The sequence below is a fragment of the Celeribacter sp. ULVN23_4 genome, from assembly GCF_054788345.1.
Window position 1 is genome coordinate 469,447 of record NZ_JBTVYO010000001.1, and the last position, 16,614, is coordinate 486,060.

The window sequence follows — 16,614 nt, forward strand, 5'->3', positions numbered from 1 at the left end:
GTTCAGTCCTTCCAAATCGTCTCAAGCGCGCCGGGCAATTGATCGAACCGGTCGAGCACAAGGCTTGCCCCCGCCCCGCTCAGCGCCGTGCGCCCATGGTAGCCCCAACTCACGCCGATCCCTTTGCAGCGCGCCGCGCGGGCCATTTCCATGTCATAAGTTGTATCCCCGATGACCACCGCATCTTCCGCAGATACGCCGGTTTCCATGAGACAGGTCATCACCATGGACGGGTGCGGTTTCGACGGGTGGTCGTCGGCGCTTTGCGTCGTGACGAAAAGATCGGAAAACCCCCATACCTCCATCAAGGCCGTCAGACCGCGACGGCTTTTGCCCGTTGCAATCGCCAGATAGATGTCATCCCGCGCCCCGAGAGCCCGCACAACCTCTTCCGCCCCCGGATAAAGAGGCGAGGCGGCGGCACCCTGTGCCAGCCGATGGGTCTGGAACGCACTTTTATAGGCGTCCATCATTTCACCGAGTACAGCGTCATCGACGGTCGGCGCAAGCTCCCGCATCGCAAGCGGCAAGGACAGCCCGACAATCGACAGGATCGTATCGCGGTGCGGCACAGTGAGACCTGCCGCCTCGAAAGCCGCCGTCATCGACAGGATGATATGCGCTTGGCTATCGACCAGCGTTCCGTCCACGTCGAAAATGACAAGCTTCATCCACGAAGCTCCTCAAACGGATCTTCCGCCGCAAGGTCTTCGGTCCAGCCGAAGGTGTCCCAGCTGTGTTTCATATGCTCCGGCAGAGGCGCGGTCACGGTGATGAGTTTCTTGGTCACCGGATGCTCGAACCGCAGCGTCCGCGCATGCAGGTGCAGTTTTTTCGAGATAATCCCGCCCAATTGCGCGCCCCAGCCATCGCCGAGGTTTTCCTGACCAGAGCCACCGTATTTGCCATCGCCAATGATCGGATGCCCGATCTCAGCCATATGCGCACGCAGCTGGTGGGTGCGTCCGGTGATCGGCTCCATCGCGACCCAACTTGCACGCGCGCCGACCCGGTACAGCGTTGCATAGAGCGTCTGCGCGCGTTTGGCGCCCGGCGTCGCATCGATGTCACGCGGATGGACGGCGATCATCTTTTCGCCTTCACCACTTTTCCCGCGACCCGGAGCTTTCACCAGACCGTATTTGATCTCGCCAAGGTAGGGCGTCGGCACACCGGCCACGAGCGCCCAGTAAATCTTGCGGGTGTTCTTATGGCGGAACGCTTCGGTCAGCTTGGAGGCAATCGCGGGTGTCCGCGCCAGCACCAAAACGCCCGAGGTGTCCTTGTCGAGCCGGTGCACGAGGCGCGGCTTTTCCGGGAACTCGCCCTGAAGTGCGACCGACAGACCATCCACATGGCGGGTTTGTTTCGAACCGCCCTGCGTCGGCAGACCAGCGGGCTTGTTGATCACGATAAGGTATTCGTCCTGATAGATCACCGCATCGCGCATCATCTGCGCATCGGCTTTCGAGACCTTATCTGTATCGCGCTGCGGCTTCGGTGCATTTTCATCGGGCAGCGGCGGCACGCGGACTTCCATCCCCGGTGCGACTCGCGTGTTCGATTTCACACGCGCGCCATCAACCCTGATCTCGCCTTTACGGCACATCTTCTCGATGTTGCCCTGCGTCACCTGCGGGAACATTTTGCGGAACCAACGATCAAGCCGCTGTTCCGGCTGATCGTCGCCAATGGTGATCATCTGTACCCGGCTCATGCGTAAAAACTCCGTGCGGCGTAGAGACCAATGGCGATGCCTCCCAAGGCAAGCACCAGTGTGCCAAAGACGTAAAACGCCCCCAGACCATAGTCCCCGCGTTCTATGATCGTCATCGCGTCCAGCGAGAAGGCCGAATAGGTAGTGAAACCGCCGAGCATGCCGGTCATCAAAAGCGGTGCAAAGCGGTTGCCGTTTTCATGGGCCAGCGTGACCACGATCACGCCCATCAGAAAAGAGCCGAGGAAGTTCACGAACATCGTGTTCCACGGAAAGCTCTTTCCCATAATGTGCGTCATCGCGAGGCCGGAGAGATACCGCCCCGACGCGCCGATTGCGCCGCCCAATGCGACCTGGATCAATGGTGCCATATCGTCCTCATGTGTTGACGGTGTTCCTGTGGCGACAGGGCCTGAATGTCAACCGTCGCGTTGTTTGCGCAGCTTGTCGAAATAGCTCACCCGCTTGGCCAAATCGCGTTCAAACCCGCGCTCAACAGGTTTGTAGAACTGGGTTCTCGGCAGCGTGTCGGGGAAATAGTTCTGGCCGGAGAAGGCATCTTCGGCGTCATGGTCATAGGCATAGCCGTCGCCATAGCCCTGCTCCGACATGAGCTTTGTCGGGGCGTTCAAGATGTGTTTCGGCGGCGGTTCTGAACCGGTTTTGCGCGCTGCGGCACGGGCGGCCTTGAACCCGGTGTAAACCGCGTTCGATTTCGGCGCGAGGGCGAGATAGACCACGCATTGCGCCAGAGCGAGTTCGCCCTCCGGGGAGCCAAGACGCTCGTAGGTTTCCCACGCATGAAGCGCGACGGTGTGCGACTGCGGATCGGCGAGCTGGATGTCCTCCACCGCCATGCGCAACATGCGGCGCGCCAGATAGCGCGGATCTTCGCCGCCTTCCAGCATCCGCGACAACCAATAGAGCGCCGCATCCGGGTCCGATCCTCGCACGGATTTGTGCAACGCGGAGATCAGGTTGTAATGCTCATCGCCCTTCTTGTCGTATTTCGATGCCCGGCGCATGAGACGCTTGCCAAGGCTTTCGGGATCAAGGTCGCCATCCACCTTCCAGGCAGCGATCTGTTCAATCAGGTTGAGCAGCGTGCGCCCGTCCCCGTCCGCCATCTCATAGAGCGCAAAGCGAGCCATCTCATTGAGCGGCAAAGTCTTTCCCAGCTCTCGTTCCGCTCGCTCCGTCAGTTGTGCCAAATCTTCATGCGTCAGTCGCGTCAGAACCATGACCTGCGAGCGCGAAAGAACAGCGGCATTGAGTTCGAAAGACGGGTTCTCCGTGGTCGCGCCCACGAGCAGGATCGTGCCGTCCTCCATATGAGGCAGAAAACTGTCCTGTTGCGCTTTGTTGAAACGGTGGATCTCGTCGACGAACAGAAGCGTCCCCTGCCCGTTGGTTCGACGCATCTTTGCCGCTTCAAAAACTTTGCGCAGTTCCGGCACGCCGGAGAAGATCGCCGAGATTTGCACGAAGTGCAGGTCCGTCTCATTCGCCAAGAGCCGCGCGATCGTGGTTTTCCCGACGCCCGGCGGCCCCCAGAAAATGATTGACGACAGCGCCCCCGATGCCAGCATGACACCCAGAGGAGCTTCCGGCCCGATCACCTGTTGCTGGCCAATAACCTCAGACAGCTTTTGCGGTCGCAGCCGGTCCGCGAGCGGGCGCGGCGCGGCGCTATGCGCTCCGGGGGTGTCTGACGAAGTGTCATCTGAGGAAAAGAGGTCTGCCATGCCCCGAGATTACGCTGCCGGATCGAGACGTGAAAGAGGGAACGAGACCAAAATGACTGCGTTCTGCCCCGTCATACGGCCTCTCGCTACGGGCAGATTATCTCGAATTGCATTTCGTCAGCATTCGCCCTGCAGCTCAAAGCAGCAGAAGTACAAGCATCATCACAGAAGCTTAATTTCTTTGGCTTTCTGAATCGCTTCCGAGGTCGTCCGCGCCATGAGACGTTCGCGCGCTGAAACGAGACGCGCCTTGAGCGCGCTTTCCGAAATCCCAAGCTTGGCCGCCGCAGCCGCATGACGATCACCGCTCGCGATGCATTTGAGCGCCTGAATTTGCGCAGTCGTCAGATCCGTCTGCGGCTCAGAGATTTCATGCAAGGTCCGCACGATCGTCCCGATCTTTGCGATTTCCTTATCCGTAAACTCTCGGTCACTTCTTGCACAGCCAACGATACTCCGTGACTGGACTGCACCACAGGATACGGCTACGCCATAGTTCAGGCCGCATTGGGCCGCCTGACGCCAAATGTTGAACGGGTCGGGGAGTTCGATCTCGCTCCACCGAGTTGTGCCTTCACGGCTCAACCCCCAAGCGATCATCGGGTCTCTCAGCGCATAAGCATTTGCGGAATAATGTTCGAGCCACTTCGGATCGTAGGTCGACTCAGTCACAAGAGGCGACGCGAAACGAATATGCAGCACGGCGGAATAGCCGGCTGGCGAAGCAAGGCGCAGCTGAGCAAATAATCTATTTAGTTCTGTTGTATCAGACATGAGCACAAAGACATTCTATTTACGACAAATAACGACAACAACCTTAAGGCGACTGCATTCTCAATAGCTAAACTAAAGAGTCATTTTTGCAAAGAAAAAATGGGGAAAACAGTAAATTCACGGATCACGAATGCATGAGAACCAATTGATGCTTTGGCAGGGGCGTTGCGACGACACAACAAAAAAAGCCCCACCATCCGGCGGGGCTTTAAAATTCAGCGCTTAGAAGATCTTAGTCTTCTTCGGCGTAAGCAGCTTCTTCAGCTTCGAGGCGGGCACGGTCAGCAGCACCTTTGGCGGCCGGATCGCGGTCCACGAGCTCGATGATCGCCATCGGAGCCATGTCGCCGTAACGGAAACCGGCTTTCAGAACGCGGGTGTAACCACCGGCGCGCTCAGCGTAGCGCGGGCCGAGAACTTCGAAAAGTTTCGCGACGTCTTTGTCTTGTTTCAGCTGAGCGGCAGCCTGACGACGGGCGTGAAGATCGCCACGTTTGCCCAGCGTGATCAGCTTGTCCATGATGCGCTTAAGCTCTTTGGCTTTCGGCAGCGTGGTTTTGATTTGTTCGTGCTCAATGAGCGAGCCAGCCATGTTGGAGAACATCGCTTTGCGGTGTTCGTGGGTCCGGTTCAGGCGGCGGTAACCTTTAGCATGACGCATTTTGTATCTCCTTTAGCGTGTTTTGCTTTGTCTGGCAGCCGATGCGTGTCAGCCGCTCTCCTTGGGGCACTTGCCCAGACTTTCCCCTCATAAGGAGGGCATTTGTGGGAGAGGCCCGAAAGCCCCTCCCGAAGCTCTTAGAACTGGTCTTCGAATTTCTTCGCCAGATCTTCGATGTTCTCAGGCGGCCACTCTTCGACATCCATGCCAAGGTGCAAGCCCATACCGGACAGAACCTCTTTGATCTCGTTGAGCGACTTGCGGCCGAAGTTCGGGGTGCGGAGCATCTCGGCTTCGGTTTTCTGGATCAGGTCGCCGATGTAAACGATGTTGTCGTTCTTCAGGCAGTTTGCCGAACGCACGGACAGTTCCAACTCGTCCACTTTCTTCAGCAGAAGCGGGTTGAACTCGAGGCCATCGTCTTCTTCTTGGCGACCAGCCGATTCCGGCTCGTCGAAGTTCACGAAGATCGACAGCTGATCCTGAAGGATGCGTGCAGCGAAGGCCACAGCGTCTTCCGGGGTCACGGAACCGTCGGTTTCGATTTTCATCGTCAGTTTGTCATAGTCGAGCACCTGACCTTCACGGGTCGGTTGCACGTCGTAGGACACTTTCTTGACCGGCGAGTAGATCGCATCGACCGGGATCAGGCCGATCGGCGCATCTTCCGGTTTGTTCTTGTCGGCAGAGACATAGCCTTTGCCGGTGTTGACCGTCAGCTCCATGAACAGATCGGCGCCATCGTCGAGGTGGCAGATCACGTGGTCCTTGTTCAGAACTTCAATGCCTGCAGACTCGGAAATGTCACCAGCGGTCACGACCATCGGACCTTTCGCGGAGATCGAGAGGCGCTTCGGCCCTTCGACTTCCATGCGCAGGGACACGCCTTTGAGGTTCAGGATGACGTCGGTGACGTCTTCACGCACGCCCGCGACCGAGGAGAACTCGTGCAGGACGTTGTCGATCTGAACGGAGGTGATGGCCGCGCCTTGCAGCGACGACATCAGCACGCGACGCAGCGCGTTACCCAGCGTCAGACCGAAGCCGCGCTCAAGCGGTTCGGCAACGATGGTCGCTTGACGTGCCGGTTCATTGCCCGGTTTCACTTCAAGCTGTTGCGGTTTAATGAGCTCGGCCCAATTCTTGTGGATCATGCTAGTGCCTCCATTCTTGTTCTCCCACCCATGTCCTTAAATGGAAGAACGCCCGAGGGGTCTCTCAAACGCATAAACGGACCGCGGGCAGGAAGCCCGCGATCCATAAATCGTGATGTCGATTACACGCGGCGGCGCTTCGGCGGGCGGCAGCCGTTGTGTGCGATCGGGGTCACGTCACGGATGGACGTGATGTTGAAGCCGATTGCGGCCAGCGCGCGGAGCGCGGACTCGCGGCCAGAGCCGGGGCCCTGAACTTCGACTTCGAGGGTTTTCACACCGTGATCCTGGGCTTTTTTGCCAGCATCTTCCGCAGCCATCTGAGCGGCGTACGGGGTGGATTTCCGGGAGCCTTTGAAGCCCATGGTGCCAGCAGACGACCAGGAGATCGCATTGCCTTGCACGTCGGAGATCAGGATTTTGGTGTTGTTGAAGGTGGAGTTCACGTGAGCAACGCCAGCGGCGATGTTCTTGGAAGCCTTCTTCTTAGTCGTACGACGGGTATCGCGTGCCATGATTCAGATCTCCCCTTACTTCTTCTTACCAGCGATGGCCTTTGCCGGGCCTTTGCGGGTGCGAGCGTTGGTGTGGGTGCGCTGACCGCGAACCGGAAGGTTACGGCGGTGACGCAGGCCGCGGTAGCAGCCGAGGTCCATGAGACGCTTGATGTTCATCTGCGTTTCACGACGAAGGTCACCTTCGACGGTGTAGTTCGCGTCGATATGTTCGCGGATGGCGAGCACTTCGGCGTCGGACAGCTCGTTCACACGACGTGTGAGGTCGATGCCAACGGCTTCGCAGATAGCTTTGGCGGAAGTGTCGCCAATGCCGGTGATGTAGGTGAGCGCGATCGGAACGCGCTTGGCGGTCGGGATGTTGACGCCGGCGATACGTGCCACGTTTCTTTTCCTTTCGTTGCGGTTCCGTAACCCCGGAACCTTTTTTCACAACGGAGGCTCGCTGGTCGAAAACCGGCGAGCCGCAGCTGAATTCGATGAGTGATTGTCATTGGGAGCGACCCGTTGACGAATCTTTTACCCGTTAGGGATGGGTTGCCATAGATGCGAATCGCCGGAGGGTCAAGACCTTCCGGCGCATCACCTGCCTTATGCCAGCGCTTTCGCGATATCGGCGGCCACTTCGTCCATGGACTGAAGGCCGTCGACAGACTTCAGCTCACCTTTGGCATAATAGTAGCCGATCAGCGGAGAGGTCTTTTTGTAGTATTCCATCAAGCGGATCTTGACGCTTTCCTCGTTATCGTCGGCGCGCACGGCCTCGCCAGCGGCGGCGGCTTCCTTGGCGCGATTAACGATACGGGCAACGAGGGTCTCGTCATCGACCTCAAGCTGCACCACGGCATCGAGCGTCGCACCCTTTTCCGCCAGCAGCGCTGCAAGTGCGTCCGCTTGGCCCAGAGTGCGCGGGAAACCGTCGAAGATGAAGCCCCCTTCGGAGCCTTTCTCCAATTGCTCGGCAATCAGACCAATTACGATTTCGTCGGTCACAAGCTGACCGGCGTCCATAATGGCCGCGACCTTCTTGCCCATGTCCGTGCCGGAAGTCCGTGCTGCGCGCAGCATGTCCCCGGTGGAAAGTTGCACCATGCCTCGCTCCTCCACGAGACGTTTGGCTTGAGTGCCTTTGCCCGCGCCCGGCGGTCCAAGCAGAATAATATTCATCGTCTTGCTGTCCCTCTTTTGCTGCGTTTCCTCCCGCGCAGCTGAGATTTCTCGATCAACCCCTCATACTGGTGCGCCAGAAGATGGGATTGGACTTGCTGGATCGTGTCCATCGTCACCGATACCACAATCAACACGGATGTGCCGCCAAAGTAAAAGGGAATGGCGAACTGGCTCCGCAGGATCTCCGGCAGCAAACAGACTGCGGCGAGATATGCGGACCCGATGACCAAGAGACGGGCCACGATGTAATCGAGGTGCTCCTCGGTCTTCTTCCCCGGACGGATGCCGGGAATGAACCCGTTCTGGTTCTTCAGGTTCTTGGCGACGTCTTCGGATTTGAACGCGACGTTGGCGGTGTAGAAGTAGGCGAAGAAAACGATCATCGCCGTGAAGAACAGAAGGTAAAGCGGTTGACCCGGGCCGAAGTAGGCCAAGATCGTGGACATCACCGGACCAACGTCGGACTGACCGGAGAAGGTGGCGATTGTTGTCGGCAGCAGCAAGAGGGACGAGGCGAAGATCGCCGGGATAACACCCGCCGGGTTCACCTTGATCGGGAGGTGGCTGGACTGCGCGTCATAGATTTTCATGCCTTGCTGGCGGCGCGGATACTGGATGTGCACTTTGCGCAGCGCACGTTCCATGAACACGACGAAAGCAATCACGGCCGCGACCATCACGATCACGATCAGTGTGGCGAACGGAGAGATCGCACCGGAACGACCGGACGCAAAGAACTGGGCCAGAGCACCCGGAATCTCGGCGACGATGCCGACGAAGATGATCAGGGAGATACCGTTGCCGATGCCGCGGTTGGTGATCTGCTCACCGAGCCACATCAGGAACATGGTGCCGCCCACGAGAGTGATCACAACGCCCGCACGGAAATACCAGCCCGGATCATGGGCGAGGTTCCCGGCCTCAAGAGAGGCGGCGAGACCGTAAGCCTGGAACAGCGCCAGAGCCACCGTGCCGAAACGGGTGTATTGGTTGATCTTCTTGCGGCCCGCTTCACCCTCTTTCTTGAGGTTTTCAAGCGAGGGAACCATCGAGGTCAGAAGCTGGACGATAATGGAGGCGGAGATGTAGGGCATGATGCCGAGGGCGAAAATACCCATCCGGCCAAGTGCACCACCGGTGAACATCGACAGGATGCCCCCGAGGCCAGAGGCCGCCTGTTCCATGAAGTCTTTAAGCGCGTTGCCGTCGATCCCCGGAACCGGGATGAAAGTCCCGAGACGGTAGACGATCAACAGACCGATGGTGAAAAGAATACGCTGGCGAAGCTCCTTGGCCTTCCCGAAGGTGCCCCAGTCGAGGTTCGCCGCCATTTGTTCTGCTGCGGATGCCATATGGTCTCTCTATTCACGTCAGCGCCGCCCGTCCGGCTTTCCGGGGGGCGGCGCTTGGAAAACTCAGGTCTTGATGTAAGGGTCTCAGGCCCTTGTCACAAGCCTTATTCGGCTGCCGCGTCGGCCTTCACGGCCACGGTGAGCGAACCGCCCGCTTTTTCGACAGCTTCGACAGCGGATTTGGAGGCGCCGGTCACGGTGATGGTGAGTTTGGATTTCACTTCACCTTTGGCCAGAACGCGGATGCCGTCGAGTTGACGACGCACCAGACCGGAGGCCACGAGGGTCTCTTCGGTGATGTTGGCCGCGTCAAGCTTGCCAGCTTCGATGAATTTCTCGATCAGGCCGAGGTTCACAACAGCGTATTTCTTCGCGTTCGGCTTGGTGAAGCCGCGTTTCGGAAGACGCTGGTAGAGGGGCATCTGGCCGCCTTCGTAGCCGTTGATGGCAACGCCGGAACGGGATTTCTGACCTTTGATACCACGGCCACCCATTTTACCTTTGCCGGAACCCGGACCACGGCCAACGCGGGTGCGGGATTTGGTTGCGCCGGGATTGTCGCGCAGTTCGTGCAGTTTCATGTCGCTTCTCCTTGCCGGATGTGCCCTCCAGCGACGGAGCGGGCAAACACGGCATACATGTGTTGATTCTGATGGACACGGTTGTCCACTGCGCGCGTATAGACGTTTGACGCCTGTGGATCAAGCGTTTGCGCCATATAGTTTCTCAGCTTTACGGCGTCCCGCGCTGGGGCAAAAACCAAAACACCCCGCAGTCTCCTGCGGGGTGTTTGTTTTGTCCAGAGATGTCACGACAGCGTCGCGCCTGCCTCAGTCTGCGGTGGCGCGCAGGTATTCTTTCCAAGTCGGAACAGGGCCGGCATGCCAATGCGCGCGCAAGGCGCACAGGGCGTTGGAAAAAAGACGGAGCGGGTTCAGGAAGGAGGCGGCGGATTGCATGTCGGTTCCTCTCATCGGACGTGGATATTTAGCTTAGAGACGAGCAGCGGTTTCGCGAGCGATGTCGAGAATGTCAGAGCGGCCGAGACCGATGTCGTTCAGTTCGTGATCGGAGAGCGCGTTCAGCTGGTTGTAGGTCTTGGTGAACGCACGGTGGCGCGCCTGAACGTCGCGAAGACGGGCGAAAAGGGAGCGCGGGGAGAAGCCGAAGCCCGTTGCGTTAGCGTCAGCAGTAAAGTGTGCCATTTGTTCTTGTCCTTTATTGAACAGGGCCGGAATGCCCCGGAATATTTGATCTCTTGTGGAGTGCCGCTCATGTAGGGGGAGTCCGGACACATGACATCCCCCTGTTTGTGCCTACCCGCTATGCACAGAATGCAAGCAGTTTTAAAACTGATCATTTTTCAGGCATGTCGATTAAAGGTCGTGGTAAGACGCACAGCATTTCAGCCGTTATGCCCGAAATGCGACTGCCTCCAACGCTCTCCCGTGGCTGAGACTTCGAACACGGCGAGATCATAGGCCGGGATTCCCGCCATAAAAACGGAAATCCAGTCCTGAAAGGCTTTGGTCAGCAGCGTCATGGGATGGTCCTTTCTCCTAAAGGGCCCCGATTCTCTCCACGAGGCAGAGGAAGGGGCGACAGAGAAAGGCTCGCGCGAAAGCTTTAACGCTCAGCAAAACCAATACGGCTTTAAATGAGCATTTCGCGCCATTTGTACCGCACAAAAGAAAACGCCCCACCAAAACGGCAGGGCGTTGAAATCTTAGCGTCGAGGCTTGCGCCCCGGAGGCACTTAGCCGCGCTCTTCGACGATCTCGACGAGGTGCGGGATGGATGCAACCATGCCACGGATGGAAGGGGTATCTTCCAGTTCGCGGGTTTTGTGCATCTTGTTCAGGCCGAGACCCACGAGGGTCTGACGCTGTTTGGCGGGACGACGGATCGGGGAACCGATCTGTTTCACAACGATGGTTTTAGCCATGGGTCAGTCTCCTTACGCGTCTGCTTCAGCAGTTTCAGCAGCCGGCGCTTCATCCTTGCGGAGAATGTCGGCGACTTTTTTGCCACGACGTTGAGCCACGGAACGCGGGGAGGCTTCTTTGGTGAGGCCGTTCAGCGTTGCACGGATCATGTTGTACGGGTTCTGGGAGCCAATGGATTTGGCAACCACATCCTGAACGCCGAGCATTTCGAACACGGCACGCATCGGACCACCGGCGATGATACCAGTACCTTGCGGTGCAGTGCGCATGACGACTTTACCAGCGCCGTGACGACCGTTCACGTCGTGGTGCAGGGTGCGGCCTTCTTTGAGCGGCACGCGGATCATTTGGCGCTTGGCTTGCTCGGTGGCTTTGCGGATGGCCTCAGGGACCTCTTTCGCTTTACCTTTGCCGAAGCCGACGCGGCCTTTTTGGTCACCAACAACCACGAGAGCAGCAAAGCCGAAACGCTTACCACCTTTCACGGTTTTGGACACACGGTTGATCGCAACAAGACGATCGGCGAATTCCGGAGTCTCATCGCGTTCGCGACGGTCCCGGCGGTTTTCACGTTCTGCCATAGAACTTTCCTTTGAACAGGTGGCGCGTTTTGGAAATGCGCCGTTTAACTCGATCCCGGTGGCAATCCCGACATGCGGGGCCCCGGATCATCGGGGGGGCGTTACCGCCCCCCGCAAGTCTTAGAACTTCAGACCACCTTCACGCGCAGCGTCGGCCAGAGCCTTCACTTTGCCGTGGAAGAGGAAGCCACCACGGTCGAAGTAGCACTCTTCGACACCGGCTTTCTTCGCGCGCTCTGCAATCGCAGCACCAACTTTGGCTGCGGCGTCGACGTTGTTCTTGCCAACTACGCCCAGATCCTTCTCGAGGGAGGATGCGGAGGCGAGGGTTTTGCCTTGAACGTCGTCGATCAGCTGAGCGCTGATGTTCTTGTTCGAACGATGGATCGACAGGCGAAGCTTGCCGACATTGTTCTTGCGAAGTTTGTTCCGAACGCGCAGGCGGCGTTTCAGAAACAGGGTCCGTTTGCTGTTTGCCATATCTAGCGTCCTTACTTCTTCTTGCCTTCCTTACGGAAGATATACTCGTCTTTGTACTTGATGCCTTTGCCTTTGTAGGGCTCCGGAGCACGCCATTCGCGGATATTGGCCGCGACTTGGCCGACGAGTTGCGGGTCGGTACCCTCGACGGTGATTTCGGTCGGTTTCGCAGCCGTCACGGTGATGCCGGCGGGAACCTCGAAGTTCACCTCGTGGGAGTAACCCAGGTTGAGTTTAAGCGTGTTGCCCTGCATTTGAGCACGATAACCAACACCGTTGATCTCCAGCTCTTTTTTGAAGCCGGTGGTCACGCCGGTCACGAGGTTCGCGACCATGGTGCGGGACATGCCCCATTGCTGGCGGGCACGCTTGGATTTACCACGGGGGGTGACGGTGACGGTGTTGTCTTCGACAGCGAGGGTCACATCGTCCGTGGCGGTGAAGGAGTGAGTGCCTTTCGGGCCCTTCACTTCGATGGTCTGGCCAGACACAGAGGCGGAAACGCCGCTGGGCAGGTCGACCGGTTTCTTACCAATACGAGACATCGAAAGACCTCCTTAGAAGACGGTGCAAAGCACTTCGCCACCAACATTGTTGGCACGAGCGTTTGCGTCCGACATCACACCCTTCGGGGTGGAGACAATCGACACACCGAGGCCCTGACGGACCGACGGGATGTCCTTGACACCGAGGTACACGCGACGGCCGGGGGTCGAAACCCGCTTCAGTTCGCGAATAACCGGGGTGCCTTCGAAGTATTTCAGGCTGATTTCGAGGGTCGGGTGACCGTTCGCATCAGTGCCTTTTTCGTAGCCGCGGATGTAACCCTCGTCGAGCAGCACGTCCAGGACCCAGCCGCGCAGCTTGGAAGCCGGGGTGGAGACGGTGGATTTGCCGCGCAGTTGCGAGTTGCGGATGCGGGTGAGCATATCGCCGATAGGATCGTTCATAATGTTCCCTCCTTACCAGCTCGATTTCACCAGACCGGGGATCTGGCCAAAGGAGCCCAGTTCCCGCAGCATGATCCGGGAGACCTTCAGCTTACGGTAGTAAGCGTGCGGACGGCCGGTCAGCTGACAACGGTTGTGCAGACGGGTAGCCGAGCTGTTGCGCGGCAGTTCAGCAAGCTTCAGGGAAGCGCGGAAACGCTCTTCCATCGGCTTATCCTGGTCATAGATGACCTCTTTGAGAGCAGCGCGCTTGGAGGCGTATTTCGCCACCAGCTTCTCGCGCTTGCGCTCGCGTGCGATCATGGATTTCTTTGCCATGTTCTCTAACTCCTCGCGCGATTAGCTGTTGAAGGGCATGTTGAAAGCTTTCAACAGGCTCTTTGCTTCTGCGTCCGTCGCCGCGGTGGTCGCGATGACGATGTCCATGCCCCAGACCTCATCGACTTTGTCGAAGTTGATCTCAGGGAACACGATGTGCTCTTTGATGCCCATGGCGTAGTTGCCACGGCCGTCGAAGGATTTGCCGGACACGCCGCGGAAGTCGCGGATGCGGGGCATAGCAATCGTGATCAGACGATCGAGGAATTCGTACATACGGTCGCCACGCAGGGTGACTTTCGCACCGAGCGGCATATCTTCACGAACGCGGAAACCAGCGATGGATTTCTTGGCTTTCGTGACGAGCGCTTTTTGACCGGCGATCGCGGAAAGATCTTCCTGAGCGGATTTCGCTTTTTTGGAGTCTTTCACAGCTTCCGCACCGCAGCCGATGTTCAGGACGATTTTGTCCAGACGCGGGATCTGCATGTCGTTTTTGTAGCCGAACTCTTCTTTCAGAGCTGCGCGGATGGACTCCTTGTACGCAGCCTTCAGACGCGGGGTGTAATCGGTGGTGTCGAGCATCAGATCACGTCTCCCGTGGTTTTGGCGTAACGCACCTTTTTGTCGCCTTCAAATTTGAAGCCGACGCGGGTGGCTTTGCCGTTGACGTCCAGAAGCGCGAGGTTGGACAGGTCGATCGGCATAGCAACCGGCTTGCGGCCGCCCTGATCACCTTGGGTCGCGCGGGTGTGACGGATGGCGACGTTCACGCCTTCCACGATGGCTTTGCCTTTGGCGGGCAGCACAGAGGAGATCTCACCCTGTTTGCCTTTGTCCTTACCGGCAAGCACGACGACCTTGTCGCCTTTTTTCAGCTTAGCAGCCATTACAGCACCTCCGGCGCGAGGGACACGATTTTCATCATGCCTTTGGCGCGCAACTCGCGAACCACCGGCCCGAAGATACGGGTGCCGACCGGCTCGTTGTTGTTGTTGAGGATGACGGCGGCGTTGCGATCAAAACGGATCGCGGTGCCGTCTTCGCGACGGACTTCCTTAGCGGTGCGAACGACGACGGCCTTACGGACGTCCCCTTTTTTCACACGGCCACGCGGAATCGCTTCCTTGACCGACACCACGATGATGTCGCCCACGGAGGCGTAACGACGGTGGGAACCGCCGAGGACCTTGATGCACTGAACACGGCGAGCGCCGGAGTTGTCAGCGACATCCAGATTGGTCTGCATCTGGATCATTTGGTTTCTCCCGACCTTTGGGGCGATCTGCAGTGATCGGTGCCCCCAGGGTTTCGATTAAGCTGGGAGGAGGCTTGTTCAATCAGAGATTAAACGAGCACTTCCCAACGCTTGGTTTTCGACTTCGGCGCACATTCCACGATGCGGACGGTATCACCGACGTTGAATTGGTTGTTCTCATCGTGAGCCCGGTATTTTTTGGACTTACGGATGGTCTTCTTCAGAACCGGGTGCTTGAAACGACGTTCAACGGACACGGTCACGGTCTGTTCGTTCTGGTTCGAGGTGACAACACCTTGCAGAATACGTTTGGGCATAGGTCTAGCTCCTCTTACTCAGCCGCTTTGGCTTTTTCGTTCAGAATGGTCTTCACAAGAGCGGCCGAGCGGCGCGCTTTGCGGATCTGAGCGGTGTTTTCGAGCTGACCCGTGGCCTGCTGGAAGCGCAGGTTGAAGGATTCTTTTTTCAGATTGGCAAGCTCAGTCTTGAGCTCATCCGGCGTTTTCGCACGCAATTCCTGGGCGTTCATAGTTCGCCTCTCCTTGGTTCCTGTTAGCACCGGAAAGCGCCCGATGAGGGGTAACTTTCGGTCCGGTGGGTTATGTCAAAACACACGAATCCCCTGAAAGGGAATCTGCGAGATGCCGCTCTATAAGGGTGTGGGGGCTTGGAGGCAAGGGAAAGCTCAGCATTTGCCCGAGTTTTTTGGGGAAACATCGCCCCGTCTCTCTGGTGCGCGATCAGGCCAGATATTGCTCCAGCCGCTCCGGGATTTCCCGCAGCACCGGATAGAGCCGCCGATCAAGTTCGCGCGCGGTCGCCTGATACTCCTCGCCGAGAGCTTCGTCTACAGCATCCAGCCGCTCGATCTCTTCATAGACCTCTATGAACGCCTCGATCTCGCGCGCCGCCTCGGATAGTCCGAGCGGCTTCAATGCCGGCAGCAGCTCGCGCAGCTTGTCAGGCTCCATATTCCCGATCCCCGCATCGATCCCGTCATTCACGAGATAGAGATACAGGGTATAGGCCTGAAAGCAGACACCCGCCCGCTCTGGCAGATCGGCATTCGGATCTTGGCGCAGGATTTCGTAGACCTGTTGATGGACCTGTACATGCAGCGGCGTCTTGTTGGCCTTGCGGACGAGCCTCCATGCGGCCCAAAGGACCATCAGGGCACCAAACGCAAAGAGCGCAGTATATAAGGCAAGGGTTAGGGTCATGACATCCGAACTGCTTCGACGGGAAACTTCAAGACACTGGCTGCCAGCGTCACTTTTTCTCAGGTTTACCCCCTGAGAGCGGGCTGCGGCAACGATGTTTCTGGTCTATAAGGGCGCAAATCAATGAACTCTCACAGTGAGTCTGGATCATGGCCGACATCGAATCCCTTTTCGTCACCCGTCTTTACAAAGCGAAACTCAACGAATTCTCCCCGGAGATTGATCAGGACGAGCTGTTCGACAGCTGCTACGCCATTGCCGAGGATGACGAGGCGGGCCAAGCTTGGTGCGATGAGAAGGGCTATCCGGGTTACACCTCCTACGCCTCTTTGACCGACCTGCCGTGGCGCTTCCCGATCTTCAAAGACATCGTCGAAAGCCTCGACAAACACGTCGCGAAATTTGCCGAAGATCTGCAATTCGATCTGGGCGAGCGTCCGCTGGTGCTTGAAGATCTGTGGATCAACATCCTGCCGGAAGGCGGATATCACTCCGCGCACATCCACCCGCATTCGGTGATTTCCGGCACGACCTATGTCGCCATGCCCGACGGCGCGTCCAGCCTGCGTCTCGAAGATCCGCGCCACGCGATGATGATGGCCTCCCCCGCCCGCAAGAAAGACGCGCGTCGCGAGATGCAGAACTTCATCTACATGGCGCCGGAAGCGGGCGACATCATGCTCTGGGAAAGCTGGCTGCGCCACGAGGTGATGATGAACCAAAGCGAGTTCGACCGGGTGTCGGTGAGCTTTAATTATAAGTGGGGTGAGTAA

At 58.0% G+C, this 16,614-nt stretch carries 28 protein-coding genes; 1 reads left to right on the forward strand and 27 read right to left on the reverse strand.

Annotation, left to right across the window (positions count from 1 at the left end; translation table 11 throughout):
* Positions 1–2 precede the first annotated feature (2 nt).
* The 27 genes from ACYBHZ_RS02270 to ACYBHZ_RS02400 all read right to left on the reverse strand — a co-directional run bounded on the left by ACYBHZ_RS02270 (position 3) and on the right by ACYBHZ_RS02400 (position 15,841).
* Entirely contained in the window at positions 3–671 is a 669-nt protein-coding gene (locus ACYBHZ_RS02270; protein ID WP_460272557.1) for an HAD-IA family hydrolase, read from the reverse strand.
* Entirely contained in the window at positions 668–1,717 is a 1,050-nt protein-coding gene (locus ACYBHZ_RS02275) for an RluA family pseudouridine synthase (protein WP_460272558.1), read from the reverse strand. Before ACYBHZ_RS02275 ends, ACYBHZ_RS02270 begins: the two co-directional genes overlap by 4 nt.
* Positions 1,714–2,088, reverse strand: a complete 375-nt coding sequence (crcB, locus tag ACYBHZ_RS02280) for a fluoride efflux transporter CrcB (RefSeq protein ID WP_460272559.1) — start codon at positions 2,086–2,088, stop codon at positions 1,714–1,716. The genes ACYBHZ_RS02275 and crcB overlap by 4 nt, the downstream gene beginning before the upstream one ends.
* A gap of 48 nt (positions 2,089–2,136) precedes the next feature.
* Positions 2,137–3,462, reverse strand: a complete 1,326-nt coding sequence (locus tag ACYBHZ_RS02285) for a replication-associated recombination protein A (protein WP_460272560.1) — start codon at positions 3,460–3,462, stop codon at positions 2,137–2,139.
* Positions 3,463–3,624: 162 nt separating this feature from the next.
* Positions 3,625–4,236 carry an autoinducer binding domain-containing protein gene (locus tag ACYBHZ_RS02290; RefSeq protein ID WP_460272561.1) on the reverse strand — a complete coding sequence of 204 codons (612 nt, stop codon included), beginning with the start codon at positions 4,234–4,236 and terminating at the stop codon, positions 3,625–3,627.
* A 232-nt stretch (positions 4,237–4,468) separates the two neighbouring features.
* Positions 4,469–4,897: a 50S ribosomal protein L17 gene (gene rplQ, locus ACYBHZ_RS02295; protein ID WP_460272562.1), complete on the reverse strand. Its 429-nt coding sequence runs from the start codon at positions 4,895–4,897 to the stop codon at positions 4,469–4,471.
* A gap of 137 nt (positions 4,898–5,034) precedes the next feature.
* The gene (locus ACYBHZ_RS02300; RefSeq protein ID WP_460272563.1) at positions 5,035–6,051 is read right to left on the reverse strand and encodes a DNA-directed RNA polymerase subunit alpha; all 1,017 of its coding nucleotides are present in this window, start codon (positions 6,049–6,051) and stop codon (positions 5,035–5,037) included.
* Between the two features lie 122 nt (positions 6,052–6,173).
* Entirely contained in the window at positions 6,174–6,566 is a 393-nt protein-coding gene (rpsK, locus tag ACYBHZ_RS02305) for a 30S ribosomal protein S11 (RefSeq protein ID WP_167601452.1), read from the reverse strand.
* Between the two features lie 15 nt (positions 6,567–6,581).
* Entirely contained in the window at positions 6,582–6,950 is a 369-nt protein-coding gene (gene rpsM / locus ACYBHZ_RS02310) for a 30S ribosomal protein S13 (protein ID WP_460272564.1), read from the reverse strand.
* Between the two features lie 207 nt (positions 6,951–7,157).
* Entirely contained in the window at positions 7,158–7,733 is a 576-nt protein-coding gene (locus tag ACYBHZ_RS02315; protein ID WP_460272565.1) for an adenylate kinase, read from the reverse strand.
* Positions 7,730–9,088 carry a preprotein translocase subunit SecY gene (gene secY, locus ACYBHZ_RS02320; protein ID WP_460272566.1) on the reverse strand — a complete coding sequence of 453 codons (1,359 nt, stop codon included), beginning with the start codon at positions 9,086–9,088 and terminating at the stop codon, positions 7,730–7,732. Before secY ends, ACYBHZ_RS02315 begins: the two co-directional genes overlap by 4 nt.
* A 104-nt stretch (positions 9,089–9,192) precedes the next feature.
* The gene (gene rplO, locus ACYBHZ_RS02325) at positions 9,193–9,669 is read right to left on the reverse strand and encodes a 50S ribosomal protein L15 (protein WP_460272567.1); all 477 of its coding nucleotides are present in this window, start codon (positions 9,667–9,669) and stop codon (positions 9,193–9,195) included.
* 249 nt (positions 9,670–9,918) lie between these two features.
* Positions 9,919–10,047: a hypothetical protein gene (locus tag ACYBHZ_RS02330; RefSeq protein ID WP_460272568.1), complete on the reverse strand. Its 129-nt coding sequence runs from the start codon at positions 10,045–10,047 to the stop codon at positions 9,919–9,921.
* A 33-nt stretch (positions 10,048–10,080) separates the two neighbouring features.
* Entirely contained in the window at positions 10,081–10,293 is a 213-nt protein-coding gene (locus ACYBHZ_RS02335) for a DUF1127 domain-containing protein (RefSeq protein ID WP_460272569.1), read from the reverse strand.
* 200 nt (positions 10,294–10,493) lie between these two features.
* On the reverse strand, positions 10,494–10,631 hold the full coding sequence (locus tag ACYBHZ_RS02340) for a hypothetical protein (protein ID WP_460272570.1): 138 nt from the start codon (positions 10,629–10,631) through the stop codon (positions 10,494–10,496).
* A gap of 213 nt (positions 10,632–10,844) precedes the next feature.
* Positions 10,845–11,033 carry a 50S ribosomal protein L30 gene (rpmD, locus tag ACYBHZ_RS02345; RefSeq protein WP_066707085.1) on the reverse strand — a complete coding sequence of 63 codons (189 nt, stop codon included), beginning with the start codon at positions 11,031–11,033 and terminating at the stop codon, positions 10,845–10,847.
* A 12-nt stretch (positions 11,034–11,045) separates the two neighbouring features.
* Positions 11,046–11,615: a 30S ribosomal protein S5 gene (gene rpsE, locus ACYBHZ_RS02350; protein ID WP_460272571.1), complete on the reverse strand. Its 570-nt coding sequence runs from the start codon at positions 11,613–11,615 to the stop codon at positions 11,046–11,048.
* A 120-nt stretch (positions 11,616–11,735) separates the two neighbouring features.
* Positions 11,736–12,095, reverse strand: coding sequence for a 50S ribosomal protein L18 (gene rplR / locus ACYBHZ_RS02355; RefSeq protein WP_460272572.1), 360 nt, complete (start codon positions 12,093–12,095; stop codon positions 11,736–11,738).
* Between the two features lie 11 nt (positions 12,096–12,106).
* On the reverse strand, positions 12,107–12,640 hold the full coding sequence (rplF, locus tag ACYBHZ_RS02360; RefSeq protein WP_460272573.1) for a 50S ribosomal protein L6: 534 nt from the start codon (positions 12,638–12,640) through the stop codon (positions 12,107–12,109).
* A gap of 12 nt (positions 12,641–12,652) precedes the next feature.
* Positions 12,653–13,045 carry a 30S ribosomal protein S8 gene (gene rpsH, locus ACYBHZ_RS02365; protein ID WP_460272574.1) on the reverse strand — a complete coding sequence of 131 codons (393 nt, stop codon included), beginning with the start codon at positions 13,043–13,045 and terminating at the stop codon, positions 12,653–12,655.
* A 12-nt stretch (positions 13,046–13,057) separates the two neighbouring features.
* On the reverse strand, positions 13,058–13,363 hold the full coding sequence (rpsN, locus tag ACYBHZ_RS02370; protein WP_460272575.1) for a 30S ribosomal protein S14: 306 nt from the start codon (positions 13,361–13,363) through the stop codon (positions 13,058–13,060).
* Positions 13,364–13,384: 21 nt separating this feature from the next.
* The gene (rplE, locus tag ACYBHZ_RS02375) at positions 13,385–13,948 is read right to left on the reverse strand and encodes a 50S ribosomal protein L5 (RefSeq protein ID WP_460272576.1); all 564 of its coding nucleotides are present in this window, start codon (positions 13,946–13,948) and stop codon (positions 13,385–13,387) included.
* Positions 13,948–14,253, reverse strand: coding sequence for a 50S ribosomal protein L24 (gene rplX, locus ACYBHZ_RS02380; RefSeq protein WP_460272577.1), 306 nt, complete (start codon positions 14,251–14,253; stop codon positions 13,948–13,950). The genes rplE and rplX overlap by 1 nt, the downstream gene beginning before the upstream one ends.
* A complete protein-coding gene (gene rplN / locus ACYBHZ_RS02385; protein ID WP_090060723.1) occupies positions 14,253–14,621 on the reverse strand; it encodes a 50S ribosomal protein L14 in 369 nt (122 codons plus the stop codon). The genes rplX and rplN overlap by 1 nt, the downstream gene beginning before the upstream one ends.
* A gap of 89 nt (positions 14,622–14,710) precedes the next feature.
* Positions 14,711–14,938 (reverse strand): 30S ribosomal protein S17, encoded by a 228-nt coding sequence (rpsQ, locus tag ACYBHZ_RS02390; RefSeq protein WP_167601434.1) that lies wholly within the window; start codon positions 14,936–14,938, stop codon positions 14,711–14,713.
* Positions 14,939–14,952: 14 nt separating this feature from the next.
* On the reverse strand, positions 14,953–15,150 hold the full coding sequence (gene rpmC / locus ACYBHZ_RS02395; protein WP_107815016.1) for a 50S ribosomal protein L29: 198 nt from the start codon (positions 15,148–15,150) through the stop codon (positions 14,953–14,955).
* Between the two features lie 211 nt (positions 15,151–15,361).
* A complete protein-coding gene (locus tag ACYBHZ_RS02400) occupies positions 15,362–15,841 on the reverse strand; it encodes a hypothetical protein (RefSeq protein WP_460272578.1) in 480 nt (159 codons plus the stop codon).
* Between the two features lie 149 nt (positions 15,842–15,990).
* Here ACYBHZ_RS02400 and ACYBHZ_RS02405 point away from each other — a divergent pair, with 149 nt between their 5' ends.
* On the forward strand, positions 15,991–16,614 hold the full coding sequence (locus ACYBHZ_RS02405) for a TIGR02466 family protein (RefSeq protein ID WP_460272579.1): 624 nt from the start codon (positions 15,991–15,993) through the stop codon (positions 16,612–16,614).